At 68.8% G+C, this 24895-nt stretch carries 28 protein-coding genes; 15 read left to right on the top strand and 13 right to left on the bottom strand.

What is annotated here, in order from left to right; genetic code table 11:
* The first annotated feature begins 75 nt into the window (after nucleotides 1-75).
* Both ACLJRM_RS32890 and ACLJRM_RS32885 read left to right on the top strand, forming a co-directional pair.
* Nucleotides 76-198 carry a hypothetical protein gene (locus ACLJRM_RS32890; RefSeq protein WP_255414900.1) on the top strand — a complete coding sequence of 41 codons (123 nt, stop codon included), beginning with the start codon at nucleotides 76-78 and terminating at the stop codon, nucleotides 196-198.
* A gap of 53 nt (nucleotides 199-251) precedes the next feature.
* Entirely contained in the window at nucleotides 252-1325 is a 1074-nt protein-coding gene (locus ACLJRM_RS32885) for a SagB/ThcOx family dehydrogenase (protein WP_101609335.1), read from the top strand.
* A gap of 310 nt (nucleotides 1326-1635) precedes the next feature.
* Here the strand turns inward: ACLJRM_RS32885 and ACLJRM_RS32880 are convergent, their stop codons facing one another.
* The 5 genes from ACLJRM_RS32880 to ACLJRM_RS32860 form a co-directional block, all read right to left on the bottom strand.
* Complete coding sequence (locus ACLJRM_RS32880; protein WP_410665399.1) at nucleotides 1636-2826, bottom strand: DUF222 domain-containing protein; 1191 nt, start codon at nucleotides 2824-2826, stop codon at nucleotides 1636-1638.
* 128 nt (nucleotides 2827-2954) lie between these two features.
* Nucleotides 2955-3431, bottom strand: a complete 477-nt coding sequence (locus tag ACLJRM_RS32875) for a methyltransferase domain-containing protein (protein WP_410665262.1) — start codon at nucleotides 3429-3431, stop codon at nucleotides 2955-2957.
* Nucleotides 3432-3492: 61 nt separating this feature from the next.
* Nucleotides 3493-4068 (bottom strand): DUF305 domain-containing protein, encoded by a 576-nt coding sequence (locus ACLJRM_RS32870; RefSeq protein WP_410665261.1) that lies wholly within the window; start codon nucleotides 4066-4068, stop codon nucleotides 3493-3495.
* Between the two features lie 48 nt (nucleotides 4069-4116).
* Nucleotides 4117-4488 (bottom strand): DUF6153 family protein, encoded by a 372-nt coding sequence (locus ACLJRM_RS32865; protein WP_101609337.1) that lies wholly within the window; start codon nucleotides 4486-4488, stop codon nucleotides 4117-4119.
* 19 nt (nucleotides 4489-4507) lie between these two features.
* On the bottom strand, nucleotides 4508-4879 hold the full coding sequence (locus ACLJRM_RS32860; RefSeq protein WP_007030039.1) for an ArsR/SmtB family transcription factor: 372 nt from the start codon (nucleotides 4877-4879) through the stop codon (nucleotides 4508-4510).
* A 76-nt stretch (nucleotides 4880-4955) separates the two neighbouring features.
* Here ACLJRM_RS32860 and ACLJRM_RS32855 point away from each other — a divergent pair, with 76 nt between their 5' ends.
* Together ACLJRM_RS32855 and ACLJRM_RS32850 are read left to right on the top strand one after the other, a co-directional pair.
* Entirely contained in the window at nucleotides 4956-5942 is a 987-nt protein-coding gene (locus ACLJRM_RS32855; RefSeq protein WP_174720437.1) for a cation diffusion facilitator family transporter, read from the top strand.
* On the top strand, nucleotides 5939-6985 hold the full coding sequence (locus ACLJRM_RS32850) for a winged helix DNA-binding domain-containing protein (RefSeq protein ID WP_410665260.1): 1047 nt from the start codon (nucleotides 5939-5941) through the stop codon (nucleotides 6983-6985). Before ACLJRM_RS32855 ends, ACLJRM_RS32850 begins: the two co-directional genes overlap by 4 nt.
* Here ACLJRM_RS32850 and ACLJRM_RS32845 read toward each other — a convergent pair.
* A complete protein-coding gene (locus ACLJRM_RS32845) occupies nucleotides 6978-8135 on the bottom strand; it encodes an epoxide hydrolase family protein (RefSeq protein ID WP_410665259.1) in 1158 nt (385 codons plus the stop codon). The genes ACLJRM_RS32850 and ACLJRM_RS32845 overlap by 8 nt on opposite strands.
* Nucleotides 8136-8213: 78 nt before the next feature.
* On the opposite strand from ACLJRM_RS32845, the gene ACLJRM_RS32840 reads away from it, so the two are divergent.
* Entirely contained in the window at nucleotides 8214-8606 is a 393-nt protein-coding gene (locus ACLJRM_RS32840) for an NUDIX hydrolase (RefSeq protein WP_101609340.1), read from the top strand.
* A 327-nt stretch (nucleotides 8607-8933) separates the two neighbouring features.
* Here the strand turns inward: ACLJRM_RS32840 and ACLJRM_RS32835 are convergent, their stop codons facing one another.
* Entirely contained in the window at nucleotides 8934-10229 is a 1296-nt protein-coding gene (locus ACLJRM_RS32835; protein ID WP_410665258.1) for an MFS transporter, read from the bottom strand.
* 80 nt (nucleotides 10230-10309) lie between these two features.
* Here ACLJRM_RS32835 and ACLJRM_RS32830 point away from each other — a divergent pair, with 80 nt between their 5' ends.
* The 4 genes from ACLJRM_RS32830 to ACLJRM_RS32815 all read left to right on the top strand — a co-directional run bounded on the left by ACLJRM_RS32830 (nucleotide 10310) and on the right by ACLJRM_RS32815 (nucleotide 14245).
* A complete protein-coding gene (locus tag ACLJRM_RS32830) occupies nucleotides 10310-11737 on the top strand; it encodes a PLP-dependent aminotransferase family protein (RefSeq protein ID WP_410665257.1) in 1428 nt (475 codons plus the stop codon).
* Between the two features lie 156 nt (nucleotides 11738-11893).
* Nucleotides 11894-12337 (top strand): single-stranded DNA-binding protein, encoded by a 444-nt coding sequence (locus ACLJRM_RS32825; protein ID WP_101609343.1) that lies wholly within the window; start codon nucleotides 11894-11896, stop codon nucleotides 12335-12337.
* A gap of 84 nt (nucleotides 12338-12421) precedes the next feature.
* Nucleotides 12422-13450, top strand: coding sequence for a polyprenyl synthetase family protein (locus tag ACLJRM_RS32820; RefSeq protein WP_410665256.1), 1029 nt, complete (start codon nucleotides 12422-12424; stop codon nucleotides 13448-13450).
* Between the two features lie 168 nt (nucleotides 13451-13618).
* Nucleotides 13619-14245: a TetR/AcrR family transcriptional regulator gene (locus tag ACLJRM_RS32815; protein ID WP_101609344.1), complete on the top strand. Its 627-nt coding sequence runs from the start codon at nucleotides 13619-13621 to the stop codon at nucleotides 14243-14245.
* Here the strand turns inward: ACLJRM_RS32815 and ACLJRM_RS32810 are convergent.
* On the bottom strand, nucleotides 14235-15185 hold the full coding sequence (locus ACLJRM_RS32810; RefSeq protein ID WP_410665255.1) for a hypothetical protein: 951 nt from the start codon (nucleotides 15183-15185) through the stop codon (nucleotides 14235-14237). The genes ACLJRM_RS32815 and ACLJRM_RS32810 overlap by 11 nt on opposite strands.
* Before the next feature lie 250 nt (nucleotides 15186-15435).
* On the opposite strand from ACLJRM_RS32810, the gene ACLJRM_RS32805 reads away from it, so the two are divergent.
* Nucleotides 15436-16305, top strand: coding sequence for a hypothetical protein (locus ACLJRM_RS32805; RefSeq protein ID WP_410665254.1), 870 nt, complete (start codon nucleotides 15436-15438; stop codon nucleotides 16303-16305).
* Here the strand turns inward: ACLJRM_RS32805 and ACLJRM_RS32800 are convergent.
* Together ACLJRM_RS32800 and ACLJRM_RS32795 are read right to left on the bottom strand one after the other, a co-directional pair.
* The gene (locus tag ACLJRM_RS32800) at nucleotides 16302-16865 is read right to left on the bottom strand and encodes a hypothetical protein (protein ID WP_410665253.1); all 564 of its coding nucleotides are present in this window, start codon (nucleotides 16863-16865) and stop codon (nucleotides 16302-16304) included. The two genes, ACLJRM_RS32805 and ACLJRM_RS32800, sit on opposite strands and share 4 nt — an antisense overlap.
* Nucleotides 16866-16922: 57 nt before the next feature.
* On the bottom strand, nucleotides 16923-17204 hold the full coding sequence (locus ACLJRM_RS32795) for a DUF664 domain-containing protein (protein WP_410665252.1): 282 nt from the start codon (nucleotides 17202-17204) through the stop codon (nucleotides 16923-16925).
* A 136-nt stretch (nucleotides 17205-17340) separates the two neighbouring features.
* Here ACLJRM_RS32795 and ACLJRM_RS32790 point away from each other — a divergent pair, with 136 nt between their 5' ends.
* From ACLJRM_RS32790 to recQ, 3 genes are read left to right on the top strand one after another with little or no spacing between them, the layout of a single operon-like run.
* Nucleotides 17341-17688: an ArsR/SmtB family transcription factor gene (locus ACLJRM_RS32790; protein WP_101609348.1), complete on the top strand. Its 348-nt coding sequence runs from the start codon at nucleotides 17341-17343 to the stop codon at nucleotides 17686-17688.
* A gap of 10 nt (nucleotides 17689-17698) precedes the next feature.
* On the top strand, nucleotides 17699-18535 hold the full coding sequence (locus ACLJRM_RS32785; protein ID WP_101609349.1) for an SMI1/KNR4 family protein: 837 nt from the start codon (nucleotides 17699-17701) through the stop codon (nucleotides 18533-18535).
* 48 nt (nucleotides 18536-18583) lie between these two features.
* The gene (recQ, locus tag ACLJRM_RS32780; RefSeq protein WP_410665251.1) at nucleotides 18584-20419 is read left to right on the top strand and encodes a DNA helicase RecQ; all 1836 of its coding nucleotides are present in this window, start codon (nucleotides 18584-18586) and stop codon (nucleotides 20417-20419) included.
* On the opposite strand, the gene ACLJRM_RS32775 is transcribed toward recQ, so the two are convergent.
* Nucleotides 20416-20634, bottom strand: coding sequence for an antitoxin (locus ACLJRM_RS32775; protein ID WP_101609351.1), 219 nt, complete (start codon nucleotides 20632-20634; stop codon nucleotides 20416-20418). The two genes, recQ and ACLJRM_RS32775, sit on opposite strands and share 4 nt — an antisense overlap.
* Before the next feature lie 162 nt (nucleotides 20635-20796).
* Between ACLJRM_RS32775 and add the strand changes: the two genes are divergently transcribed.
* Together add and ACLJRM_RS32765 are read left to right on the top strand one after the other, a co-directional pair.
* Nucleotides 20797-21771: an adenosine deaminase gene (gene add / locus ACLJRM_RS32770; protein WP_410665250.1), complete on the top strand. Its 975-nt coding sequence runs from the start codon at nucleotides 20797-20799 to the stop codon at nucleotides 21769-21771.
* A gap of 76 nt (nucleotides 21772-21847) precedes the next feature.
* The gene (locus tag ACLJRM_RS32765) at nucleotides 21848-22660 is read left to right on the top strand and encodes a lytic murein transglycosylase (RefSeq protein ID WP_233223686.1); all 813 of its coding nucleotides are present in this window, start codon (nucleotides 21848-21850) and stop codon (nucleotides 22658-22660) included.
* Here the strand turns inward: ACLJRM_RS32765 and ACLJRM_RS32760 are convergent.
* On the bottom strand, nucleotides 22657-24006 hold the full coding sequence (locus tag ACLJRM_RS32760; protein WP_101609353.1) for a vWA domain-containing protein: 1350 nt from the start codon (nucleotides 24004-24006) through the stop codon (nucleotides 22657-22659). The genes ACLJRM_RS32765 and ACLJRM_RS32760 overlap by 4 nt on opposite strands.
* Entirely contained in the window at nucleotides 24003-24884 is an 882-nt protein-coding gene (locus ACLJRM_RS32755) for an AAA family ATPase (RefSeq protein WP_101609354.1), read from the bottom strand. The genes ACLJRM_RS32760 and ACLJRM_RS32755 overlap by 4 nt, the downstream gene beginning before the upstream one ends.
* Nucleotides 24885-24895 lie beyond the last annotated feature (11 nt).

Below are 24895 nucleotides of genomic sequence, written 5' to 3'. Positions count from 1 at the left end.
GCCCCTCTCCGGTACTCTGTTGGCGTAGGCATATTCGCTTGACCGGAGTAACCGCTCACGGAGAGGATTGGGCGCATGCACGATGAGGACGAAGACGAGTTCTTGTACGAGCTTGAAGCCGAGTACAAGGCACAGAGCACCTGGGGCGGGTTCGAGCCGCCGCCGAACGGCGGGCCTCCTTTCCGTTCGCGACGCTGAATGACCTGACGTATTCGGAAAGTATTACTGGGGACTGGGGCGCAAGACATTCGATGCTGGTAAGGGTTTCCACCTGCGGAACGCTCTATTGGTCCGATGGTGACGTCGTCTGGGACGACCACCTGGGGCACCGCCAGCTCAAACTCGCCGAAGGAACCGAACGCGTCCTGCGATGGTTCAGTTCTTGGCGAGAACCGGAATCGATCCGCGAAGCGGGCGAAAACCCCGAGACCGGGGAAAGACTCGTCCGAATCGCGCGAGCGATGATCCGGTACGACGTGCTGGTGGTCAAAGGTTCTTCCCGGCAACAGCGGGAAGAAGAGATCCTTCGGGATTGGGGTCCTTGGGGAACGTCCGCGCGGGCGTTTCACTTCGGCACCCGATCCTTGCGTGAGACCGAGTTCACGACCAGCGAAATGACCGCGAAAACCTTGCTGGAGAAGGCGAAGGCGAGCCCTCCGCCTTCTCCGGTGAGGCCATCGGGCGAGTACGAAGCGATAGCGCTACCCGAGCCGTCGTCGGAACCGCTGAACGCGATCGGGCTCGGCGACGCGCTGAACCAGCGCAGAAGCACCCGCGAGTTCGGCGAAGAACCCTTGCGGCTAAGGGATTTGAGCACGCTCCTTACCGCCGCCCGCCCGACAAGGCCGGAAACGCATCCCGACATCCCGGCCACCGGCAACGTCTTCAAGACGAGCCCGTCAGGCGGCGCGAGGCATCCGACAGAGGTGTACGTCTACGCGAGGAACGTCGAGGGCCTGGATCAGGGGATCTACCACTACGACGGATTCCGGCACGGGCTCACCCCACTGGACGGCAAGATCGACGACGACGAACTCGTCGCGCTCGCCGGCGACCAGCACTGGACCGGGAACGCCGGCGCGCTGCTGATCTACACCAGCGTCATCGAACGGAACCAATGGAAGTACCCGGTGAGCCGGACTTACCGAGTGCTGCTGATGGATGTCGGACATCTCAGCCAGACCGTGTACCTGCTGGCGACCGCACTCGGGCTGAACGTCACCTTCACCGCGGCACTGCGCGACGAACTGGTCGAGGACCTCCTCGGCTGCGACCCGGCGAACGAACTGGTGCTCGGCATGTCGGTGGTCGGCACCCGCTTGTGAGGCCTGCTCTGTCAGTTGCGCGCCGCGATGGCAGTCACCACTACGCGACCTCCGCGGGGAAGCCCGACCCCACAACCAGGCCGTAGCCGTTTTGCGGTAATGAGTGCCGGGAAGCCCGGGTGCGGGGTCGGGTTGCAGCGACGCCAGTCGCCACTGCGGAGCTTCGGATGAAGGCTCCACTAGGGCAAGGCATCGCCGCTCAGCGGCAACGGCTCGGAACAGCGGCGGGCTCACACGCCAGTCGCCACCAGGCGGCCCCATGGAGAAGCCCGAACCCACGATCAGGCCGTAGCCGTTTTGCGGCGACGGCTCAGAACGGCGGTGGTTCGTCAGCCGGGCGGGGTTCATGCAATGGCGGCGGCGTGCTGTCGTAGGACTGCCCGGTAGGCGTGGTGATGGTCAGGGTGCCGTCAGCCGCAAGCCGATAGACCCACTCAGGCTCATCCTTCAACCGATGATCACGACGGCACAGATCGATCAGCTCATCGGCATCGGTATGGCCCCCGAATTCCCACGGCACCGCATGATCGAGATCGCAGGCCTGCGCCGGACGGTGACAACCAGGTCTTCGGCACTCACGGTCGCGAACCCGGACGAACTCGTCGAGGCCCGCAGTGGGACGGTATCGGTCGCGGCCGAGGTCGAGTACTTGCCCGGACAACGGATCGGTGATGATCCTGCGCAACACCGTGCCCGCCCCGGTCGCGATCTCCCGCGCCAACGTGGCCGGAAGATGACCATGCCCAGCCAGCTCCGCCGGATCATCCTTCACCCCCAGATACGTGAACAAATCCATGTACAGGAACACTTCCGCCCGTTCACTCTTCCCGCCCTGACCACCCAACAGCAGATCGAGCGCCACATCCGCCCGCAACTGGTCCAGAGTGCGAGTCTCACCACCGGTCTTCAACGCCCGAGCCTCACGATCAATCCGCACATAGGCGGCGGTGACCTTCTCCACCGGGCCGTCCTCGACCTCGATCGACGCCACCCCCGTCTCACCCTGCCTCACGGTGAGACGGCGCCCCTCACGATGCCGCTCCACCCGCCGAGCAGCACCGTCACGATCGACCGACAACGCCGCATGACCCGCAGCCTTCCGAATCTGATCGGAATTCTTTCCCGGCAGCCGATCCTCCAACAACGCATCGGCGGCGAGCGCGTTCTCGTCCGATAGCCACGCCGTCGCCGCCGCGACCTTCATCGCCCCGGACCCACTCAGCTTCCCCTGATCCATCAACCCCAAGGTCCGCGGAAGACGGGTAGTCAAGGCTTCGGCCGCAGCGACCATCGCACCCGCATGACCGTCCACAACAGACAACGCGAAAGCGACCTCCTGCACCACACTCCGCGCACCCTCCCGATGCCGAGACAACTGCGCGACCGCCCGAAACCGCACCGCCTCCAACCGCGCGATATCAGCCGACACAGCCTGCGCCAACGCGACACACTCCTCGTCACCCAACGTGCGAGGATCAGGAAATTTCTTCAAGGGAGCCATAAAGGCTTCAGCAGTAACCACCCGACGAACCTACAACCAGCCACCGACAGTTTCCGGAAACCGGAAGCACCAAGCAACAAATCTTCGAACCACCCCAAGACAAGAACTGCGTCACCGCAACAGAAGCCTCACCCGAAAACTGCTCCCCCCAACCAATATGCCTCCCTGTCAAGGAATCCGACGACCCCTTCCACCGAAACCTCGCGAACCCCGCTCCCTGCGAGCAACCTCCGAAACCCGCGCGCCGCCCGGGGCGCGGTGATCGCCGAAGCGCGGGCACGCACGATCTCCCGTGTCAGTGCCGGATGCACAGAATCGATCACCAGCGCCTCCCATTCGTGCCCGGACAGCACGATCCGGCCACCCGGAACCAGAACCCGCCGCGCCTCCGCGAGAGCGAGCTCCGGCTCCGCCAGTTCGTGGAAACCTTGTCCGCCCGGTACCCCGCGAACCCCGCCGTCCACGGGCAGCGCGTAAGCGTCTCCGACCCGAAAGTCCGCCTCAGGAGACCGCCGTCGGGCCTCGTCGACCATCTCGGGAGAAAGGTCGACACCGACGACGGAATCCGTCGGCCTCCGCAAGCCCGCGCGGAACAAGGATTTCACCCGGTGCGCGCACTTCCGGGCGGCGGTGGCGCGGGCCGGCTGACCCGCGCCACCGTCTTACTCAGCCGAGCAGTGCCCGCATCTCGGTGATCTCGGCCTGCTGACCGTCGATCACCTTCTGCGCCAAGGCTTTGACCTCGGCGTCGCTGCCCTGCTGCAGCGCGGTCTTCGCCATCGCGAGCGCACCCTCGTGATGCTTGACCATCATCTCCAGCCATTGCTTGTCGAAGGCGGCATCTTTGGCTTTGCCGAGTTCCGCCAGATCGTCGTCGGCCATCATGCCGTGCCCGGAGTGCCCGCCCGACGGCGTCACTCCCCAGCCTTTCAGCAATCCGGTCAACTGCTGGATCTCCGGGTCCTGCGCCTTTTGGATCCTCGCGGCGAGATCGACGATCTTCGCGTTGCGAGTACGTCCGTCGACGAGTTTCGCCATCGAGAGCGCCTGTTCGTGGTGCGGGATCATCCCTTGCGCGAAGGTGACGTCGGCCTCGTTGTGCCCCGCTTGCTGCGGGTTCGGCACATTCATCGTGGACATGGCGTGCCCGCTGGAGGCGGTGTCGGAACTGGCGCATCCGGTGAGCACGACAAAGGAGGCCAGGGCGGCGAGCGCCGCCCCGACCAGTTTCCTGCTGGTCATGGTTTCTTCCTCGAGTAAGTGTCGGGCAGGGCGAGACGTGCTCGCCTGTCACACCCGCAGCACGCAGAGGAAGGACAATCGCTGAGGAACCGGTCTCCAGCGCGGAGGATCACGCCCCGGCGCCGCACCGCCACCCGGCCGCGAACTCCACGTCGCCATGGTCCGTCCACTTCGGACGAGCAGCCAGGTGACGATCAGCAGCGCGGCCGCGGCGAGCACCGCGAGACACAGGTGCAGTCCACTGTGTCCACCGTCGTCGTGCGAAGGCGTGTCCTCGCAACAGGGATCCGCCATCGCGACGGCGGAGTGCCCCGCGCCGTGACCGGTCTCGGCGATGACGTGATGCATGCCGACCAGTCCCAGCGCCACCACGCACAACAACAGCCACCGCAGGGCGGCCGGGTACGAGGACTGGGTCACGACCCCACCGTAGCCGGATTCAGCGTGCCGCCGGCCGGTGGGGTTTCCCCGCCGAATGCAGCGCGGGGATGTCGCGGTCGATGTGGTCGGCGTGGAACAACGCCTGTGCGAGCAGGCCGCGGACGTGGTCGTTGGCCGCCGAGTAGTAGACGAACGTCCCCTCGCGACGCCCCTTGACCAGCCCGGCGAGCCGCAGTTTCGCGAGATGCTGGCTGACCGCCGTCGGCGCCGCGCCCGCCAGTTCCGCGAGGCAGGCGACCGAGGACTCACCTTGCAGAAGCGCCCAGAGGACCTTGATCCGAGTCGGATCGGCGAGCAGCCGGAACGTCTCCGCGGCCAGGTGGACCTGTTCCTCGGTGGGCATCTCGAAATCCGGAACCGACTCGTGCATCCCCGGAGGATACCCGTTACCCTTCTACCTGCGTATCTGCATGACTGCGCAGGTAGCATGACAGTGAGGCGGGGAAATGACCGGGCACGGACACAGTCATGGCCACAAGCCGGGGAAGAGCCGTCTCCGCCATCTGCTGACCCCGCACAGCCACGACAGCGCCGACCGCGTCGACACCGCGCTGGAGACCAGCAAACGTGGTGTCCGGACGCTGATCTGGTCGTTCGCCGCCCTGTTCGTCACCGCCGTCGCCCAGCTCGCGCTCGTGCTGGTCACCGGTTCGGTGGCGTTGCTCGGCGACACGATCCACAACTTCGCCGACGCGCTGACCGCGGTCCCGCTCGGCATCGCCTTCCTGCTCGGCCGCCGCGCGGCCACCCGCCGCTACACCTACGGGCTCGGGCGGGCCGAAGACCTCGCCGGAGTGCTCGTCGTCCTGCTCATCGCCGCCTCGGCCGTCCTCGCCGGGTACGAGTCGATCGAGCGGCTGCTCGATCCTCGCCCGGTCCGGCATCTGTGGGTGGTCGCCGCGGCGGGGGTAATCGGCTTCGCGGGCAACGAACTGGTGGCCAGGTACCGGATCACCGTCGGCCGAGAGATCGGGTCCGCCGCGCTGGTCGCCGACGGGCTGCACGCGCGGACGGACGGCTTCACCTCGCTCGCGGTCGTGCTCGGCGCCGTCGGGGTCGGCTTCGGGTTCCCGCTGGCCGACCCGATCATCGGCCTCGCCATCACGGTCGCGATCCTGTTCGTCCTGCGTGACGCCGCCAAGGAGGTCTTCCGCCGCCTGATGGACGCCGTCGACCCCGCCGACGTCGATCGCGCCGAACGCGCGGCCGCCGAGGTACCCGGCGTACTCGGCACGCGCGACCTGCGGATGCGCTGGATCGGCCACAGCCTGCGCGCGGAGCTGGCGATTTCGGTCGGGGCGGAACTGACCGTCACCGAGGCGCATCACCTCGCCCATCTCGTCGAGCGACGACTGCGCCAGGTGCTGCCGCGGCTCGCGGAAGCGGTCGTGCACACGGAACCGGCGCACGCTCATGAGATCGTCAGCGGGTGACGCTGTCCGACAACGACATCCGCGCCGTCCGCGCCCGCGCGCAACGGCTCGATTCCCCCGCCGGCGACCTGCTCGCCGTGGCCAGGTCCCTCGCCGCGATCCAGGCGCAGTCGAGTCCCGCCGCCAGGCTCGCGGTCCGGGTCCGCAGCCGGGGCCTGATCGCGCCGGACGTCGACGCGTCCCGCGAAGTGGCGCGCACCTGGCTGATGCGCAAGACGCTCCACCTGGTCCCGGCGGCGGATCTCCGCTGGCTGAACCGGCTGTTCGGCCCGCGCAACGCCCAGTCCGGCCAGGGACGCCGAACGCAACTGGGCCTCACCGGAGAACTCTGCGAACGCGCGCTGAAACACCTCCAGGATCTCTTGCGAGGCAAGGCACTCACCCGCCGGGAGATCCTGGACGGCCTGGCGTCCGACGGCATCGCGCTCGACGCGAAATCCCAGGCGCCCGCCCACCTCCTGGCGTACGCGGCCAACCGCGGGTTGCTCTGCCGGGGCCAGGACGTCGGATCGGAACCGACGTACGTGCTCCTCGACGAGTGGATCACCGAGGACGACACCCCGGACGACCCGCGGGCGGAACTCGCCCGCCGGTACCTGACCGCGTACGGCATCGCGACGGCCGAGGACTTCGGCGCCTGGTCCGGGTTCCCGCTCGGGCTCTGCCGCGAGGCTTTCGACGCGCTGGATCTCGTACCCGCCGGGAGCGGCTTCGCCCTCGCGGAGACCGAGCTGACCGCTCCCCCGTGTCCCCCGCGCCTGCTCGGCGCCTTCGACACGTATCTGCTGGGCTACCGCGACCGCGATCTGCTTCTCGACCCGGCCGAAGCGAAGCGCGTCAACTCCGGCGGCGGGATGATCGCGCCCACCGTGCTCGTCGACGGCCGGATCGCCGGAACCTGGCACACCAAACGGACCGCGAAGCAGACGAAGGTCGTCATCGAACCCTTCGCCGCGCTTTCGCGATCCGCCATCACCGGGTTGGAGTCCGAAGTGGACGATTACGGCCGCTTCCTCGGGGAAGCGGCCGTCCTCGTCATTTGAGCGACCGGAAGAACTCCCGCACGTCCGCGACCAGGATCTCGGGCGCCTCCAGCGCCGCGAAATGCCCGCCGCGATCGACGTCGGTCCACCGCACGATCGTGTGCGCGTCCTCCGAGTACCGCCGGATCCCGACGTCGTGCGCGAAGATCAGCGCCGCCGTCGGCACCCCGGAGTTCTTCTCGACGGCTCCCCAGGTTTCCGCCTGCGCGTACCCGACGTACGCGGACGACGCGGCCGTGCCGGTGAGCCAGGTGAACATGACGTTGGTCAGCAACCGGTCCCTGTCGATGATCTCCTCCGGCAGCGTCGGGCGCGGATGGGTCCACTCGCGGAACTTGTCCATGATCCAGGCCAGCTGCGCGACCGGGGAATCGATCAGCCCGTAGCCCAAGGTCTGCGGACGCGTCGACTGGATCGAGATGTACCCGAACTCCTCCTGCATAAAAGCGCCGATCCGCCCGAGGCGATCGCGTTCGATGTCGGTGAGCGAGGCGAGTTCCTCCTCCGGCAACGACATCGGGGGCATCGGGCTGAGTCCGCCGTTGACGTGCACTCCGATCACCTTGTCCGGCGCCACCCGGCCCACCTCCGGCGAGACGGAAGCGCCGAGGTCGCCACCCTGGACGCCGTAGCGTTCGTAGCCGAGCCTGCGCATCAGCTCGGCCCAGGCCCGGCCGATCCGCGGCATGGTCCAGCCGGAATCCGAGACGGGGCCCGAGAAACCGAAGCCGGGCAGCGACGGGATCACGAGGTGGAACGCGTCCCCGCTCTCGCCACCGTGCGCCTTCGGGTCGGTGAGCGGGCCGATGACGTCGAGGAATTCCACCACCGAACCCGGCCAGCCGTGCGTGAGGATCAGCGGTGTCGCGCCGGCTTCGGGCGAGCGGACGTGCAGGAAATGGATGTTCTGCCCGTCGATCTCCGTCGTGAACTGCGGGAACCGGTTGATCTCGCGTTCGGCGGCGCGCCAGTCGTAGCCGTCGCGCCAGTACTCGGCGAGTCCGCGCAACCAGGACACCGGCACCCCTGTGTCCCAGCCGTCGCCGGGGAGCGGAGCCGGCCAGCGCGCGCTGTCGAGCTTCGCGCGCAGTTCGTCCAGCTGCGCCTGGGGGACGTCGAGGCGGAACGGGCGGATCTCGGTGTTTTCCATGACTCCTACGCTAAAGAGCATTGCGGACAGGTTCTGTCCTCGATCGAAAAGGGTTCACGGATACGGGAAGATGCGCGGGTGAAGGACAAGTACTTGGCCTACGGCAGGCTCATCCGCGACGGGAAGATCCTGTTCATCCGGCGACGGCCCGGCTCTTTCCTCGGCGGTCATTGGGAACTGCCGGGCGGCACCGTCGAGCCGGGCGAGCGGCAGGCGGAGACCGTGGTCCGGGAGTTCGCCGAGGAGACCGGGCTGACCGTGCGGGTCACCGGCGAGAACGGTGCTCACAGCTGGGACGACGTCGAGGGCAGGCCGATGCGGATCCACGCCACGGTGTTCTCGCTCGCCGAAGAGGAACCGCGCGAAGTCGTGCTCGATCCCGAGGAACACGACGCCTTCACTTGGTACACCAGGGAAGAAGCCGCCGGGCTCGACCTCGCCGAGCACTTCCGCCGGGCGATCGAGGACTGAGGCCGGGACCCGTCCCGGGTGGGCCTCCCTACCCTGCCCGGCATGCTTCGACGCCTTGTAGTGCCCCTCGCCACCCTCCTTCTCGTGGCGGGCTGCGGTCCGGACTCACCCGAGCCGCCGAAACCCGCCGACGGCGGTGATCTCGCCGCCTGCTCCGACGGGATGTGCGAGGTCAGCGCGCCGGTGGGCGGCAAGATGACGCTTCCCGAGCGGACGAGGGTCGAATCGGTGACCGTTCAATCAGTCGAAGGCGACACCGTCGTGCTGGTCGCCCGCGGTATCGGGCCAAGGCAAGGCGGAAGCTGCACCGGCAAGAGGTGTGAAGCCTCAGCCAAGGGCCCCGACTTCAAGGCCGCGCTCGGGCCGGGCAGCGGCGTCACCTACAACGACCTCGCGATCGACCTGCTGGGCATCGGTGACGGCGCCGCCGTTCTCCGGATCAAACCGCTGTGAGCTCCGCTCCGCCCAGCGGACCGCTGGCGCGGTGAGCGCGCCCGCCAGCAGGAACAGGCCGCCCAGCACCACCCAGCCCGCCTCGCCGCCCACCAGGATCAGGCTGGTGAGCAGCACCGGGCCGAGCATGCGGGCGATGGCCGTCCCGGCACCGAAGAGCCCTTGGTACTGGCCCTGTCTGCCCTCGGGCGCCAGGCCGAAGCCGATCTCCCACGAGCCCGCCGCCTGAGCCATTTCCCCCACCACCTGCAAGGCGGCACCCGCGAGCAGGACCAGCGCCGCCGTCCAGGCGGAGGCGCTCATCGCGGAGAACGAGAAGACCAGACAGGAGACGAACAGCAGCGAACCCGCGTACCGGGCGTACCGGGAGGCACTGCGCAGGCCGGTCACGCCCCGCGCCACCCGCACCTGGAAGACCACGACGCTCGCCGTGTTGAGCACCAGCATCGCCGACACCAGCCAGCCGGGGGCCGCGGTCCTCGTCGAGATCCACAGCGGCAGGACCAGGCTGAACAGCGGCATGTAGAGCAACATGATCATGTTGAGCAGCGCCAGCAGCGCGTACGGGCGGTCGCGGAGAACGGCCACGGACGGCTCGCCGGTCCGCACCGGCGCCGGGGCCACCGATGGCAGCTTGCGGAGCACGAGAGCCGCGGTGACGAAACTCAGCGCGTCGATGACGAAGACGGTCAGGAAGGCCTCTCGCGTCCCGAGCGCCAGCGCGATTCCGCCGAGTGCCGCGCCGAGCGCGATCCCCGCGTTGGACATCGCCTGCAGCCGGGCGCGGAACGTCGTGCGCCCGGCCGGGTCGATCAGGCCGGCGAGCAGCGCCTGCCTCGCCGCGCCGAGACCGCATTGGAAGCAGGCGTAGACGCAGGCCGCGATCACGAACGCGACCACCGAGTTGACGAAAAGGAAGGCCGTGACCGACGCGGCCGTGCCGAGTCCCAGCACGACGGCCGTTCCCTTCGGGCCGCGACGGTCGGCCAGCTGCCCCAGCGCGACCCCGGCCACCGAGCCGACCGCCCAGCCGACGGTGAGGCCGAGGCCCACGTGCGCGGGCGAAAGCCCGACGATCAGGGTGAAGTACAGGGCCGAGCTGACGTAGTAGGCGCCGTCGCCGACGGAGCTGATCAGCTGGGCCAGCGCCAGTCTCTTCGTGGACTCCATGGAGCCAAGCTAAGCGCCGGATTGGCCACATCCCAGTTCCAATAACCGGCATTCTGATTGGGCCAATATAGGCTCGGAGCGTGCCGTTCCACATCAGCCTCGACGGTCATACCGACCTGGCCGCGCGGATCTACCGCCAGCTCCGCGACGGCATCCTCGACGGGCGCCTGCGCTCTGGAGAACGCCTGCCGCCGACCAGGGAGCTGGCCCGCGAACTCGATGTCTCGCGCAACACCGTCGCGGTCGCCTACGAACGCCTCACCGCGGAGGGCTTCCTGAGCAGCCATGTCGGACGCGGGACGTTCGTCAGCGCCGATCCCGTGGGCCGGGCGGATCGCGCCGCGCCGTCGGGCGCCGGAGTGTTGCCGTCCGCGCACTGGCGTTCGCTTCCGGCCCCGCTCGGCGCCGACCGCTCCGCGCCCGCCTTCGACTTCCGCGTCGGCGTCCCCGACCCGGCCCTGTTCCCGCTGAGCACCTGGCGGCGGCTGGTCAGCCAGGCGCTTCGGCCCTCGTTGCTGCCGCCGTCGGGCTACGCCGACCCGGCCGGGCTCGAAGGCCTGCGGGTGGCGATCGCCCGGCACATCGGCGCCGCCCGGTCGGTGCGGGCGAGCGGGGAGGACGTCCTCGTCACCCAAGGGGCGCAACAGGCCCTCGACCTGATCGGCCGGGTCCTGATCGAACCCGGCACGCGGGTCGCCGTCGAAGACCCCGGCTATCCGCCTGCGGAACGGCTTTTCGCCGCCCTCGGCGCCCGGGTCGTGAAGGTGCCGGTGGACGCCGAAGGCCTCGACGTCACCGCCCTCGCGCCGGGCATCCGGCTGATCTACACGACGCCCTCGCACCAGTTCCCGCTCGGCACGCCGATGTCACTCTCCAGGAGGACGGCGTTGCTGGCGTGGGCGGAGCGCCACGACGCGGTGATCGTCGAGGACGACTACGACAGCGAGTACCGGTTCTCGGACCGGCCGCTCGAGCCGCTCCAAAGCCTGGACCGCGACGGCAGGGTGCTCTACGTCGGGTCGTTCTCGAAGACCTTGCTTCCCTTGCTGCGTCTAGGTTTCCTCGTCGCTCCCGCTTCGCTGCGGCCGGCGTTGCGGCAGGCGAAGCAGCTGATGGACTGGCACGGTGACCTCGTCACCCAGTCGGCGTTGGCGAGTTTCATCGACGAGGGCCTGCTCTCCCGTCACGTACGCAAGGCCACCCGGGAGTACTCGGCGCGGCGGGACCGGATCCTGGCCTTCGTCCGCGACGAACTGCGGGACGAGCTGGAGATCGTTCCTTCGAGCGCCGGGCTTCACCTGTGCGCTCTCCTCTCTCCACATGCGACGGTCACTGTGGACGGTGTCGTCGCGGAAGCGGCGCGAGCCGGGGTGGCCGTCGAAAGCCTTTCCACGTACGGGGGAACGCGCGGCGGGTTGGTCCTCGGCTACGGACTGGTCGGCTCCGATCGGATCGACGAAGGGCTTTCCCGGCTCGGGGAGTGCTTTCCGGCCGACGGGATGTCATGAAAGGGGCTTTCAAGACAGCTTTCGTCTTGAAAGCCCCTTTCATGACATCCGATCGCCACGGGACGCCCGAAACTGTCGTACCCCGGTGGTCTCCTTTTCCCCGGCGACAGCGGGCCCCGGCCGGGGCCCGCGCGCGGAAGCGAGGAGGCAAGTCCCATGGCCGGAGAAACGGTGCTCACGGTGGTCGGAAACCTGACGACCGACCCGGAGCTGAGGTTCACCCCGTCGGGAGCGGCGGTCGCGAACTTCACGGTCGCGTCGACGCCGCGCGTGCTGGACCGCGAGAGCGGGGAATGGCGCGACGGCGACCCGCTGTTCCTGCGCTGCTCACTCTGGAAACAGGCCGCGGAGAACCTGACCGAGTCACTCACCCGCGGCACCAGGGTGATCGTGCAGGGCCGGTTGAAACAGCGATCCTTCGAAACGAAGGAAGGCGAGAAACGGACGGTGGTGGAACTCGACGTCGACGAGATCGGCCCGTCGCTGCGCTATGCCACGGCGAAGGTGAACAAGGCGGGCCGCAGTTCGGGCGGCACCCCGGCGGACGGCGCGTGGGAGCGGACGCCGGTGGCCGCCGGGAGTCCGGAACCGCCCTTCTGAACCGGCGATTTCCCTCTCGGGAGGGACCGGTCTCCCCCGCCCGCGCCATGCGGTCCCGTGCCCTCGGCTCGGATGCTGGAGGTCGTGAACACGACCACGATCATCACGGAACTCGGGCTGGATCCGGCCGACGAGCGGCACTCGGCCTTCTCCGCCGAGCTCCGCTCCGGCCTGTCCCTGGTCGAAGACAGACTTCAGGAGGTGTTGCGCAGCCCCGGTTATCCGTATCTCACCGAAGCGGCCACCCATCTCGTCCGCGCGGGCGGGAAGCGGCTCCGGCCGTTGATGGCGCTGGCCGGAGCGTCGTTCGGCGACGGGCGGGACGAGGCGATCTCGGCGGCGGTGCTCGTCGAGCTCGTCCACGTCGCGACGCTCTACCACGACGACGTCATGGACGAGGCGCCGATGCGGCATGGGGTGACGAGTGCGAATTCCCTGTGGGGCAACAAGAAGGCCGTCTTGATCGGAGACTACGTGCTCGCTTGCGCGGCGCGGGTCGGTGCCGGGCTCGGCGATTACGCGTTGCGGTCGCAGGCGAAGACGTTCGGCAGGCTCGTCCGGGGCCAGTTCCTCGAAACGACCGGGCCGTTCGAGGACTGCGGCCGTCACGCGCCCTACGAACACCACATCCAGGTGATGGCCGACAAGTCCGCGTCGCTGATCGCGATGGCGGGACGGCTCGGCGGCCAGGTGGCGGGCGCCGACGAGCGGATCATCGAAACGTTGGGCCAGTACGGCGAACTGATCGGCGTCGCGTTCCAGATCTCCGACGACGTCCTCGACATCTCCGCGTCCACCACCGACCTCGGCAAGTCGGCGGGCACCGACCTCCGCGAGGGCATCGTCACCCTGCCGATGCTCCACGCGCTCGACGACGAGGGTCCCGGCGCCGCGCGTTTGCGGGAGATCATCGGGCACGGGCCGGTTCCCGACCCCGCGCTCCGGGACGAGGCGCTCGGGCTCCTGCGCGGCTCCGCCGGTGTCGATCGCGCCCTGGCGGAAGCTCACGGTTACGCCGCCAAAGCACGGGACCTCGCGCTCAGCCTCCCCGACCGTCCGGCCCGAGCGCTGCTGATCGGTCTTTCGGCGTTCGTGGTCGACCGCGGCGAATAGGCCCACGGCGGCCGTGACCGGGGTCAAGGTGGCGGGATGACCAGCGACCATTTCATCACCGAGTGGCTCGAATAAATTCTGTCGGACGCAAGAAAACCCTTTCCGGGGCTAGAATCCGACGATGTGCTCGTGGCCGGCGGGCACCCGAGACGACGGGAACCGGGAACTGTGACCGACGTGGCGGACCGCAGCGGTGACCACACCCGCCAGGTGGACAGATTCGATCAACGGCGCGCGCAGCTGGCGATGTCGGCGCTGGTCACGCTGTCCGAACTGGGCTACGCGCGCACGAGCCTCCGGGAGATCGCGCAGAACTCCGAGTTCTCCCACGGGGTCCTGCACTACTACTTCCGGAACAAGGTCGAGCTGATCACCTACTGCGTCAAACAGTACAAGGCCGAATGCGTCACCCGGTACGACCGGATAGTCGAGACCGCGGAAACGGCCGAAGAACTGAAACAGGCCTTCGGCGCCGCGTCGGCGTCCACCCTGCGCGAAGACGCCAGGCTGCATCGGCTCTGGTACGACCTGCGCAACCAAAGCCTGTTCGAGAAGGTGTTCCGGGCCGACGTGCTCGCCATCGACGAGACACTCGAACTGATGATCTGGCGGATCGTCGCCCGGTACGCGGAGCTACTGGACAAGCCGCTGGATCTCACGCCGTCGACGACGTACGCGCTCTTCGACGGCCTGTTCCAGCAAGGCCTGCTGAAACACCTCGCCGGCCGGGAGGACGCGGCGAGGTGCCTTCAGGATTCGGTGGAGCAGGTACTGGCGCGCCTTTTCACCACGTGATCGTCGGGTACCAGATGACGCCGGTCCGGCCCAGTACCCGCAGGTCCCAGTACAGCAGCGTGAACGTGCCCGCGACCAGCAGCGCGGCGCCGGTCACCACGGCGATCCTGGCGGGCTTCGCGAGCATCCACCGCTGCAGCCGCCCGCCCGTGCCGTGCGTGAGCAGCAGGAACAACAGCGCCATCACCAGGATGTTGCCGACCGACTGGAGGGCGAACGCGGCAGCGCCGTAGAAGACGTTGTGGCTTTCGGCGGCGCTGCGGAACATCATCCGGAACAGCGGGAACGGCCTGCCGATGAGGAATCCGCCGATGAGCACGCCCATCAGGACGAGCGGCGCCGGCGGGAACCGGCGGGTGAGGCCGGCGATCGGGTTGCGGACGATGCCGACGGAAGCGAGGCCCAGCACGATGAACACGATCCCGATCACGCCGTAGACGATCATCGACTGGATGTTCCGCGGTGTGAGCCCGCCCGGCGACGAAGCGGTGGAGAACTGCGGCATCCGGGTTCCGACGAGGGCGACGATGACGCCGTACACCACGGAAACGGTCAGCATGCCCGCCGCGATCCAGGCCAGCGGCTTCAAGGTGTCGACGAACTTCGGCCGCCCGGAGGTCTCTCCGCCGACAAGCGGGGCGACCGCACCGAACGCGGCGATGTTGCACGCGGTGAACGTACCGGCGAGCCCCGAAACGAACGCGAAGAACGTCCCGGCGAGCACACCGCCGATCGGGGTCTCCTTGGCGTTGTGCCCCAGGAGAGTGTTGGCCACGCTGTCACCGATCACACTGTCCACAAAGGGTGCCGACCAGATCACCGTCAGCGCGAAACCGGCGAGGACGGACCAGCAGACCACACGCCACCGGTGTTCCGGATACGGTCCGGAGCCGAGAAAGGTCGATCGCGGGGAAACGGGGACGCGTTCGGTGATCGACATTCGTACCTCCAGCGAAGGACTCCCCCAGGACTCGTGCTCATCGTTGTTCCGCGGAAGGGGGTGCGCCACCTCCAAAGTGCCGATCCACCCTTGGTCCGATCGGCTCCGGGTAATCCGGAGTGCGGGCGGCTCCGCTCGTGCGGCGTCGATCCATCGGATCCTGACAAACAACCTCGAAAAGATGAGAGCGCCGAAGTTTCGTGGGATCCTCGTCGGACGAGGTTTTCGGCTACGGACCCAGCGGAGGACGATGGAGTTCGACGAGGTCGCGGACGAGCTCTACGCGGGCGATCCGGCCGTTTTCGTGTCGGTGCGCAATCAGCGGGCGAAGGAGGCCAAGGTCGCGGGCGACGCCGCCTTGGCCGAACGTATCCGCGCGCTCCGGAAGCCCACGCTCGCGGCCACCATCCTCAACCGCCGGGCCGGTTCCCCCGAACTGGAGGAGCTGGCCCGACTCGGCGAGGATCTGCGGCGCGCGCATTCGGCGCTGGCGGGCGCGGACCTGCGCAAGCTCACCCGGCAGCGTCAGGACCTGGTGAACCGGATCCTGCGGGGCGAACGCGCGATGAGCGAGCCCGTCGCCCGTGAAGTCGAAGCGACCCTCGAAGCCGTCGTCGCGGATCCCGAGGTGGCCGCGCTCGCGCTGGCCGGGCGGTTGAGCAGCGGCGCGGACAGTGCCGGCGACCAATGGCTGACCAGTGGGTTCACCCCGCAACCGAGGCGAGAACCCGCGCCGGAGCGGGAAAAGCCCGCCACCGTGTCGCATTTGGACGATCGGCGGAAGGCGAAACGGAAGGCCGCCGAAAAGGCCGAGCAAGAGCGCACCGCCAAGGCTCGAGAGGAGGCCGAACGCGAGCAGAAGCGGGTGGCGGAGTTCAACCGGCTCCGGCGCGAGGCGGCCGATCTCGCGAAGGCCTGCAAGCAGGCCGAAATCGACCTCGCCCGCGCAGAACGCCGGGCCGAGAAGGTCACGGAGAAGGCGAACGATCTCCGGCAGCGGCTCGCCGACGCCGAACTCGAGGAAGAGGCGGCGAACGGTGACACCGCCGCCGCCCAGACCACCCTGGACGATCTGCGCGGCGAAGCGGCGCGGATCGACGAGGCCCTCGAACAGTTCTAAACAGGCTGGCGTTCGCGGACCCGCGTGGCGGTCACCCGGCGTCCGTAAGCCGTCTTCCCGCCTGGCTTGTACACCGACAGGACGGTCATGGTCAGGTACATCGTCGTGGACACGATGATCGGATAGAACCCGTCCACGCGACGGCCCAGGTCGACGAACGCACCGTCCATAGTGGACTCGGCGGCCGCCGCCAGTTCCCGGAGTCCCGGCAGCAGGGAGAACACCGTCAGCCCGACCGCGATCAGGGTCAGCACCAGTTTGATCGCGACCCACTTGTACCGGACCAGCCCCCACTTCGTGCCGACGCCGAGCACGATCCCGCTGACCAGGGCGGTCAGGCTGACCGGCAGCAGGAGATAGCCGCCGACCTGGTCCATCATCAGGATGGCCGCGTGCTGGCGCCGGGGATCGTCGGTGAACACGGAGGTGAAGGTCAGCACCGTGTTCACCATGGTGATCCCGAGCCAGCCGAGGGACGAAACGACATGGACGACGAGGACGAGTTTCCGCCACCGCGGGGTGAGCGTCGTCGGCGGTCGCCGCACTGTGGAAGTACTCATGCGACCAGTGTTTCCGCGCGCGGCGCTCCCGTCGTCCGTCGAGGAGCGGCACCTCGCCTACGTATCGCGGAGTACGAGCCCCCGGACGTACGCGGCCTGCCCGGCGTGCTGGAGGTCGCCGGAAAGCACGCTGACCAGGCGAACCCCGAGGGTGACGGGCGGATCCCACGCGTCGTCGACGATCCGGTCGAGGTCGGCTTCGCCGAGGACGGCGGCCCAGGACGTCGTCGCTTCGTGCACCGCGTCGTAGTACCCGGTCAGCAGTCCGGCGGAGTCGGCTCGCGACCAGTTGCCCGGCGTCCAGGCCCTCGACCGCCTCGTGCACGACCTCCTGGACACGGCCGAATCCGTCGGCCACCACTTCGGCCGGTTTCATCGATTCCCCTTCCGACGTCTGGGGCCCGCGATGCCACCGCGAGGTGACCTCAGCCTTGCAACCTTGACTTATATAAGCCCAGGCCGTGATAGTTGCCGGATGCACGCGTTCGACGTCCTGGGGGATCCGGTGCGCCGCCGGATCCTGGAACTGCTGGCGGGCGGGGAACTGAGTTCCGGCGACGTGACCTCGGTGGTCCGCGCCGAATTCGGGATCTCGCAACCCGCGGTCTCCCAGCATCTGCGCGTCCTGCGCGAGAACGGCTTCACCACCGTCCGCGCCGAGGGCGCGCGACGGCTGTACTCGGTGGATCCCGGCCCGCTCAAGGAGATCGACGGCTGGCTGGAGCAGTACCGGCGATTCTGGACCGGTCCGCTCGACGCGCTCGCCACCGAGATCGCGCGCGGTCGCCGCGAACGACGCAAGGCCGCCGAAGAGACCGGATAGTCTGCCGCCCATGCGCAAGGGCCGGGGGCGCGCGGCGGTGATCGCCGTCGCGAGCATCGTCATCGTGCTGAGTCTCGTTTTCGCGGTCACGGCGCGGAGCGGGCATGGCAAGGCGACGACGCTGTGGCTCTCCTCGGAGCCGCCCCCGTGGATCACACCGACGACACCGGCGATGCCGTCCTATTCGACCGCCGCGCCCCCGCCCACGACGCGGCCGACGTTGACCGTCGACAGCGGTTGCCGTCCCGGTCGGGGCCCGGCCCTCGAACCGGTCCCCGAAGCCGTCACCCGCCGGGTGGATGCCGCCTGGGACCGTGTCGAACGGTGGCTCAGGGCCAAGGCGCCGACGTCGGCAGCGAGCCTCCGCCCGCCCGCGACGATCGAGCGGATCGCGGAGACGCAGAAGCGGGTCGGCGTCACCCTCCCCGCCGAGCTCATCGCCTCGCTTCTGCGGCACGACGGCGTCACGGACATCGGCGAAAGCTTCAGTCTTCCGCCGTTCAACTACCCCGCTTCCACGGAAACCGTCGCGGGCCAGGCGAAGGTCATGTGCGAGGTGCTGCAGTCGACCGGGGACGAGAGCGTCGGCCACTGGTGGCACGGGCGATTCGTGCCCGTCGCCGTCAGCGGCGGCGGCGACGGGCTGTTCCTCGACCAGCGCGCCGGCACCGGTCGGCTCGGCGAGTGGGACCACGAGGGATCGGTGAACTTCGACCGGTGGCCCGCCACCCTGACCGAACTGCTGGAGCAGACCGCGACAGCACTCGAAACCGGCGGGACGGTCGTGGGCGGCTACCGGCCGGTCGTCACCGAAAACCGGGCGCTGGACTGGGACTTCCCCCGCTGAGGTGCGCGGCCGCGTCGACTGTCGGACCCCGCCCCTAGAATCGTCCGGGTGGCAGCCCCCGACATCGGTACCTCGGAAGCCCTCGAAACGCTGAACCGCGTCTTCGGCTATGACGACTTCCGCGGTGACCAGCACGCCATCGTCGAACACGTCATCGCAGGCGGTGACGCGCTCGTTCTCATGCCCACCGGCGGCGGGAAGTCACTCTGCTACCAGATCCCCGCCCTGGTACGGCCGGGTGTCGGCGTGGTGATCTCACCCCTGATCGCGCTGATGCAGGACCAGGTCGACGCGCTGCGGAACCTCGGCGTGCGCGCGGGATTCCTCAACTCGACGCAGGATTACGCCGAGCGCAACCGGGTCGAGGCCGCGTTCCTCTCCGGTGAGCTGGATCTGCTGTATCTGGCGCCGGAACGGCTTTCGGTCGAAGCGACCGTGCGGCTGCTCGACCGCGGCAAGATCTCGCTGTTCGCGATCGACGAAGCGCACTGCGTCTCCCAGTGGGGCCACGACTTCCGGCCCGACTACCTGATGCTGTCCGCGGTGCACGAGCGCTGGCCGGACGTGCCGAGGATCGCGCTCACCGCCACCGCCACCGCCACGACACACGCCGAGATCGCGTCCCGGCTCAACCTCGAGGACGCGCGGCACTTCGTCGCGAGCTTCGACCGGCCGAACATCCAGTACCGGATCATCGGCAAGAACTCGCCGCAGCGCCAGTTGCTCGAACTGCTGCGCACCGAGCACAAGGGTGACGCGGGGATCGTCTACTGCCTGTCCAGGAACTCGGTCGAGAAGACCGCGGATTTCCTGGTGGAGAACGGGATCCCGGCGGTGCCCTATCACGCCGGGCTGGACGCGCGGACACGCGCGAAGCATCAGTCGCGCTTCCTGCGCGAGGACGGGCTGACCGTCGTCGCGACGATCGCGTTCGGCATGGGCATCGACAAGCCGGACGTGCGCTTCGTCGCGCATTTGGACCTGCCGAAATCCGTCGAGGGCTACTACCAGGAGACGGGCCGCGCGGGCCGTGACGGGCTGCCGTCGACGGCGTGGCTGGCGTACGGGCTCCAGGACGTCGTCCAGCAACGCAAGATGATCGACATGTCGGAGGGGTCCGAGGCGCACAAACGATCGCAGAGCGCCCATCTCAACGCGATGCTGGCGCTGTGCGAGACGGTCGAATGCCGTCGTGTGCAGGTCTTGAGCTACTTCGGGCAGAAGAGTGAGCCGTGCGGCAACTGTGACACCTGCCTGGCACCGCCGGAGACCTGGGACGGCACGATCCCGGCGCAGAAGCTCCTCTCCACCATCGTCCGGCTGCAGAACGAACGGCGGCAGAAGTTCGGCGCGGGGCAGATCATCGACATCCTGCTCGGCAAGTCGACGCCGAAGGTGACCCAGCACCGGCACGATTCCCTGAAGGTCTTCGGGATCGGCACGGAATTGAAGGAGCCCGAGTGGCGGGCCGTGGTCCGGCAGCTGCTGGCGCAGGGGCTCGCGGCGGTCGAGGGCGACTACGGCTCGCTCGTGCTGACCGAGGGCAGCTCCGAGGTGCTGAACGGGCAGCGGAAGGTCCAGCTGCGGCGGGAGCCGGAGCGCGCGGCGAAGGCGTCGGCCCGGTCCAGTGCGAAGAAGGCGGCGGCCGCCGACATGCCCGCCGAGGCGGCGCCGGTGTTCGAACTGCTGCGCTCGTGGCGAGCCGCGACGGCGAAGGAGCAGGGGGTTCCCGCGTACGTGATCTTCCACGACGCGACCCTGCGCCAGATCGCCACCAAACGGCCCGCCACGCTGCAAGAACTCGGGACGGTCAGCGGCGTCGGCGAGAACAAGCTCGCGAAGTACGGCGAGCAGATCCTCGAGACGCTTTCAGCGGAGAGCTAGTGGTCGTAGGGCCGGCGGGGCGGCCGTCCGGTCATCCCGTCGACCTTGCGCACCGCACCGTCGATCTGGTTGTGGTACTTGCCCTTGGTCTTGCCGTCGACGAAGGTCGCCGCCTTGTTCACGACCTTGGAGACCTTCTCGGGATTTTTCCGCACGTAGGCGCGCACGGCCCCGGCGGTGCCGGCCAGGGCGGTCAACTTCCGCAGTAGAGCCACGATGGGTCCCTTTCCTCGGGGTCGTCTGTGTCCTGCTCAACGACCGGTGGTGGTCACGGGGTTCCCCGTAGCGCGCCAAATCACTCATTTCGGATACCCGCGCTGCTCAGCGTGGTGGAAAACCGCGAGCGCGGCCCGGCGGCGCCCGCTAAGTTCGGGCTCATGCGGGATCTTTCGCAGCTGCCCAAGGCGCATCTGCACGTTCACCTCGAAAGCACCATCCGGCCGGACACGCTCCGTGACCTCGGCGAGGCGAACGGCATCGCCGTACCCGCCGAACAACCCGTTTTCGATGGGTTCCGCGCGTTCGGCGACTACAACGGGCTGCTGCGGTCCTGCCTGCGGCGGCCGGAGGACTTCGATCGGGTGGCGCGCGAGTTCTGCGAGGACCAGGTCGCGGACGGCGTCCGCTACGCCGAGGTCACCTTCACCGCGGCGGCGCACGGCGAACGGCTCGGCGAGCCGGACATGCCGCTGGTGTCCGTCCTCAAAGGACTCTCGGCCGGTGCCGCCGAACACGGGCTCCACTGGCGGGTACTCCTGGACCACTCCCGCCGCCGGTCCGTCGAACGCGCCCGGCTCACCCTCGACCTCGCCCGCCGGTACGCCCAGGACGGGGTGTTCGCGATCGGCCTCGCCGGGGAGGAGAAGTACCCGCTCGCGCCCTTCGCGGGAATCTGTGACGAGGCCGCGGAGGCCGGGCTGCGCCTGATCCACCACGCAGGGGAGGACGCCGGACCGGCCAGCATCCGCGAGGCGCTCGAACTCGGGCACAGCGAGCGGATCGGCCACGGCATCCGGATCCTGGAGGACGTCGCGCTGGTCGCCGAAGTGCGGGAACGCGGCATCGCGCTGGAGGTCTGCCCGTCCTCGAACGTGACGCTCGGGCTCGTGCCGTCGTTCGAGGAGCACCCGCTCCCCCGGCTGGTCGACGCCGGGCTCGTGGTCACTCTCAGCACCGACGTCCCCTCGGTCACCAGGACCACGCTCACCGACGAGTTCCTGCGTACGCGGGAGGCGTTCGCCTACGACGACCTCGCGCTCGCCGGTCTCGCCAGGGCCTCCGTCGACGCGTCCTTCGCGACCGCGGAACTCAAGCGCGCGATGCACCAGGAGATCGACGCCTGGCTCCGCTGACGCCGGAGGGGTGGCCCGGCTCACCCGGGAGGCGGGCTCCACAAGATCTCCACATCCGTCACGTACCGTGGAGCCGGTGACCGCTTCGTCCCCTTCGACCCTGGATCTCATGGACCAGTGGCAACCACCGCCCAAGAGACGCGGCCCGCGCGGCTGCGTGATGCTCGCGCTCCTGGTCGTGGGTGCCTTGGTGGCCGGTGCCGTCTGGGTCGTGGTCAGCCTCAACGACCGTGAGCCGGTGCCGGTGAAGCCGGAGTTCGTGGTCCCCGCGCTCAAGCCCGCACCGCGGTCGGCGATCCCCGGCGACGCCGGGCCGCTGCCCGCGGAGCCCGCGAAGGACGCCTGGATCGCGAAGGTGTCGGAGAACACGGACATCCCCCGACGTCCGCTTCGGGCGTACGTGAACGCGGCCGAAAAAGCGCCCGCACGCTGCGACATCACCTGGGCGACCATCGCCGGGATCGGGCGGACCGAGTCCCAGCACGCCCGGCACGACGGTTCCCGTGCCGGCGAGGACGGCATCGTGACGCCGCCGATCATCGGCATCCCCCTCGACGGCTCGCCCGGTGTGCTGGCGGTCGTCGACACCGACAAGGGCGCTCTCGACGGCGACGCGAAGTGGGATCGCGCCGTCGGGCCGATGCAGTTCTTGCCCGCCACGTGGAAGCGGTACGGCGTCCGCGCGAGCGGTGACGGTGCCGCGCCGGACCCGCAGAACATCGACGACGCCGCGATGACGACGGCGCGGTACATGTGCGCGCGGGGCGGCGACCTCGGCAAGCCCGCCGGCTGGTGGTCCGCGGTGCTGACCTACAACAACTCCGCCCAGTACGGGCAGGAAGTGTTCAGCAACGCCGACGCCTACGGGAAAGCGGCTCTGAAGCCCTAAGCGGGCAGCAGCCGGGTGACCAGTTTGGTCAGCTGGTGCACGTTCCGGCATTCGTGCATCTCGACGACCTCCGCGTAGGCGTGCGCCTCGGAGTCGCCGGTGGACCACAACGCCGTCCGTTCGGGGTTGAGCCAGTACGTATGCCGTGCCGCGGAAGCGATTCCGCGCACGGCGGCCAGATTCGGGTCGCCGCCGTTGGTCCGCGCGTCGCCGAGGATCAGCATGGACGTCTTGGGCCCCACGGCGTCCGCGTAGCGCTCGGCGAATTCGCCCAGCGCGTTCCCGTAGTCGCTGTGCCCGTCCCAGCGGGTGAGTTCGGCGTCGGCGAGGATGCGCGCACCGAGGTCCTCCGGATCGGCGGCGCCGGTGTCGACGAGGTGCGTGATCTCGTCGCACGCGTCGATGAACGCGAACACCCGCACCTTGCTGAACTGGTCTCGCAACGCCTGGACGAGCAGCATGGTGAAGTTCGCGAACCCGGCCACCGAACCCGACATGTCGCACAGCAGCACGATTTCCGGCCTTCCCGGCCGGTGCCGCCGGTACGACGGCCGCATCGGGACACCGCCGGTGGACAGCGAGCGGCGCAACGTCCGGCGCAGGTCGATCTGCCCGCGCGCGTGCCGCCGTCGCCGGGCGGCCAGCTTGGTGGCGAGCTTGCGGGACAACGGCTGCACGACCCGGCGGAGTTCGGCGAGTTGCGCGCGGCTCGCGAGCAGGAAGTCGACGCGGTCGGCGGCGGGCGGGACGGCGTGGCGCGAAACCCGTTCCCTGCCACGGACTTCCGCCACCCGGCGGCGTGCTTCGGTGCGCACCAGGCCGCGGAAACCCTCGACCCGGCGGCGGACGTCGTCGCGTTCGAGCCGGTCGGTGAAGTCCTCTTGCACGCCCGCTCGGATCGCATCGAGCACGCGCACCACGAGCGTCTGCGGCTGGAGCCGGTCCAACGTCTGATGGGCCGACCAGCCACCGCTCCCCGCCGTGCCGCCGTACTCCCCCAGCATGTCGACGGCGAGCCCGGCCAGTTGCGTCAGCTCCGCCTGGTCGTTGGCGGCCAGCGCCGAGGCCAGCCGGTCACGCAACGCGGCCAGATCGTCGACCGGGTCCTGCGTCGGCGCGCCGACGCCGAGCGGGAAGTAGATGTCGAACGTCGCGTCGAACACCGCGCGCTGACCGCCGCGCCGGACCAGCGCCGCCGCGAGCCCTTCCCGCATCTGCTCGCGAGAGGCCAGGCCCAGCACCTCGAGTGCCGCGGCGGCGTCGACCGTCTCGCTGGGACCACACGGGATCCCGTGTTCCCGCAACGCTTCCACGAACTCGACGAGCCTGCCCGGCACGCCGCTCACGAGTCGAGGACCTTGCCGAGTTCCAGCCGCGCGTCCGCCTTCACGATGTCGTCCTGGTGTTTGAGGATGACGCCGAGGCTCGCGCGGACGACGTCGTCGCCGAGGCTGTCGGCGCCGAGCGCCAGCAGGGTCCGCGCCCAGTCGATGGTTTCGGCGACCGACGGCGCCTTCCGCAGTTCCATCGCCCGCAGCGCGGTGATCACCTTGATCACGGACGCCGCGAGCGCGTCGTCGACACCCGGCACCTTGAGCCGCACGATGCGCTGTTCCAGTGCCGCGTCGGGGAAATCGATGTGCAGGAACAGGCAGCGCCGCCGCAGCGCCTCGGAAAGTTCCCGCGTCGCGTTCGAAGTCAGGACCACGAACGGCTTGCGGCCGGCGGTGATCGTGCCGAGCTCCGGGACGGTGATCTGGAAGTCGCCGAGCACCTCCAGCAGCAGACCCTCGATCTCGACGTCGGCCTTGTCGGTCTCGTCGATGAGCAGGACGGTCGGCTCGTCGCCCTTGATCGCCGTCAGCAGCGGCCTGGCCAGCAGGAACTCTTCGCCGAAGATGTCGTTGCGGGCTTCGTCCCACGTCTCGTCCTTGCCGGCGGTGATCCGGAGGAGCTGCTTCGCGTGGTTCCACTCGTACAGCGCGCGGGACTCGTCGACGCCTTCGTAGCACTGCAGCCGCACGAGCCGGGATCCGCTCGCCTCCGCGACCGCTTTGGCCAGTTCGGTCTTGCCGACCCCCGCGGGGCCCTCGATCAGCAACGGCTTACCGAGGGCGTCCGCGAGGAACACCGTGGTGGCGACGGCCGCCGAAGCCAGGTAGCCGGTGTCGGCGAGCTTCGCCGTCACGTCTTCGACGGAAGTGAAGTACCCGGTCCCAGCCACGCGGCCTCCCA

The sequence above is a fragment of the Amycolatopsis sp. lyj-84 genome (assembly GCF_046549075.1).
Taxonomy (GTDB): domain Bacteria; phylum Actinomycetota; class Actinomycetes; order Mycobacteriales; family Pseudonocardiaceae; genus Amycolatopsis.
Note: the sequence above shows the minus strand (reverse complement) of the source record. Positions and strands in the feature narration are given on the sequence as shown.

Coding starts and splice junctions, on each gene's coding strand:
- ACLJRM_RS32890 (WP_255414900.1), top strand. CDS start 76: ATGCACGATGAGGACGAAGACGAGTTCTTGTACGAGCTTGAAGCCGAG.
- ACLJRM_RS32885 (WP_101609335.1), top strand. CDS start 252: ATGCTGGTAAGGGTTTCCACCTGCGGAACGCTCTATTGGTCCGATGGT.
- ACLJRM_RS32880 (WP_410665399.1), bottom strand. CDS start 2,826: ATGGCTCCCTTGAAGAAATTTCCTGATCCTCGCACGTTGGGTGACGAG.
- ACLJRM_RS32870 (WP_410665261.1), bottom strand. CDS start 4,068: ATGACCAGCAGGAAACTGGTCGGGGCGGCGCTCGCCGCCCTGGCCTCC.
- ACLJRM_RS32860 (WP_007030039.1), bottom strand. CDS start 4,879: ATGCACGAGTCGGTTCCGGATTTCGAGATGCCCACCGAGGAACAGGTC.
- ACLJRM_RS32855 (WP_174720437.1), top strand. CDS start 4,956: ATGACCGGGCACGGACACAGTCATGGCCACAAGCCGGGGAAGAGCCGT.
- ACLJRM_RS32845 (WP_410665259.1), bottom strand. CDS start 8,135: ATGGAAAACACCGAGATCCGCCCGTTCCGCCTCGACGTCCCCCAGGCG.
- ACLJRM_RS32835 (WP_410665258.1), bottom strand. CDS start 10,229: ATGGAGTCCACGAAGAGACTGGCGCTGGCCCAGCTGATCAGCTCCGTC.
- ACLJRM_RS32825 (WP_101609343.1), top strand. CDS start 11,894: ATGGCCGGAGAAACGGTGCTCACGGTGGTCGGAAACCTGACGACCGAC.
- ACLJRM_RS32810 (WP_410665255.1), bottom strand. CDS start 15,185: ATGTCGATCACCGAACGCGTCCCCGTTTCCCCGCGATCGACCTTTCTC.
- ACLJRM_RS32805 (WP_410665254.1), top strand. CDS start 15,436: ATGGAGTTCGACGAGGTCGCGGACGAGCTCTACGCGGGCGATCCGGCC.
- ACLJRM_RS32800 (WP_410665253.1), bottom strand. CDS start 16,865: ATGAGTACTTCCACAGTGCGGCGACCGCCGACGACGCTCACCCCGCGG.
- ACLJRM_RS32790 (WP_101609348.1), top strand. CDS start 17,341: ATGCACGCGTTCGACGTCCTGGGGGATCCGGTGCGCCGCCGGATCCTG.
- ACLJRM_RS32785 (WP_101609349.1), top strand. CDS start 17,699: ATGCGCAAGGGCCGGGGGCGCGCGGCGGTGATCGCCGTCGCGAGCATC.
- add (WP_410665250.1), top strand. CDS start 20,797: ATGCGGGATCTTTCGCAGCTGCCCAAGGCGCATCTGCACGTTCACCTC.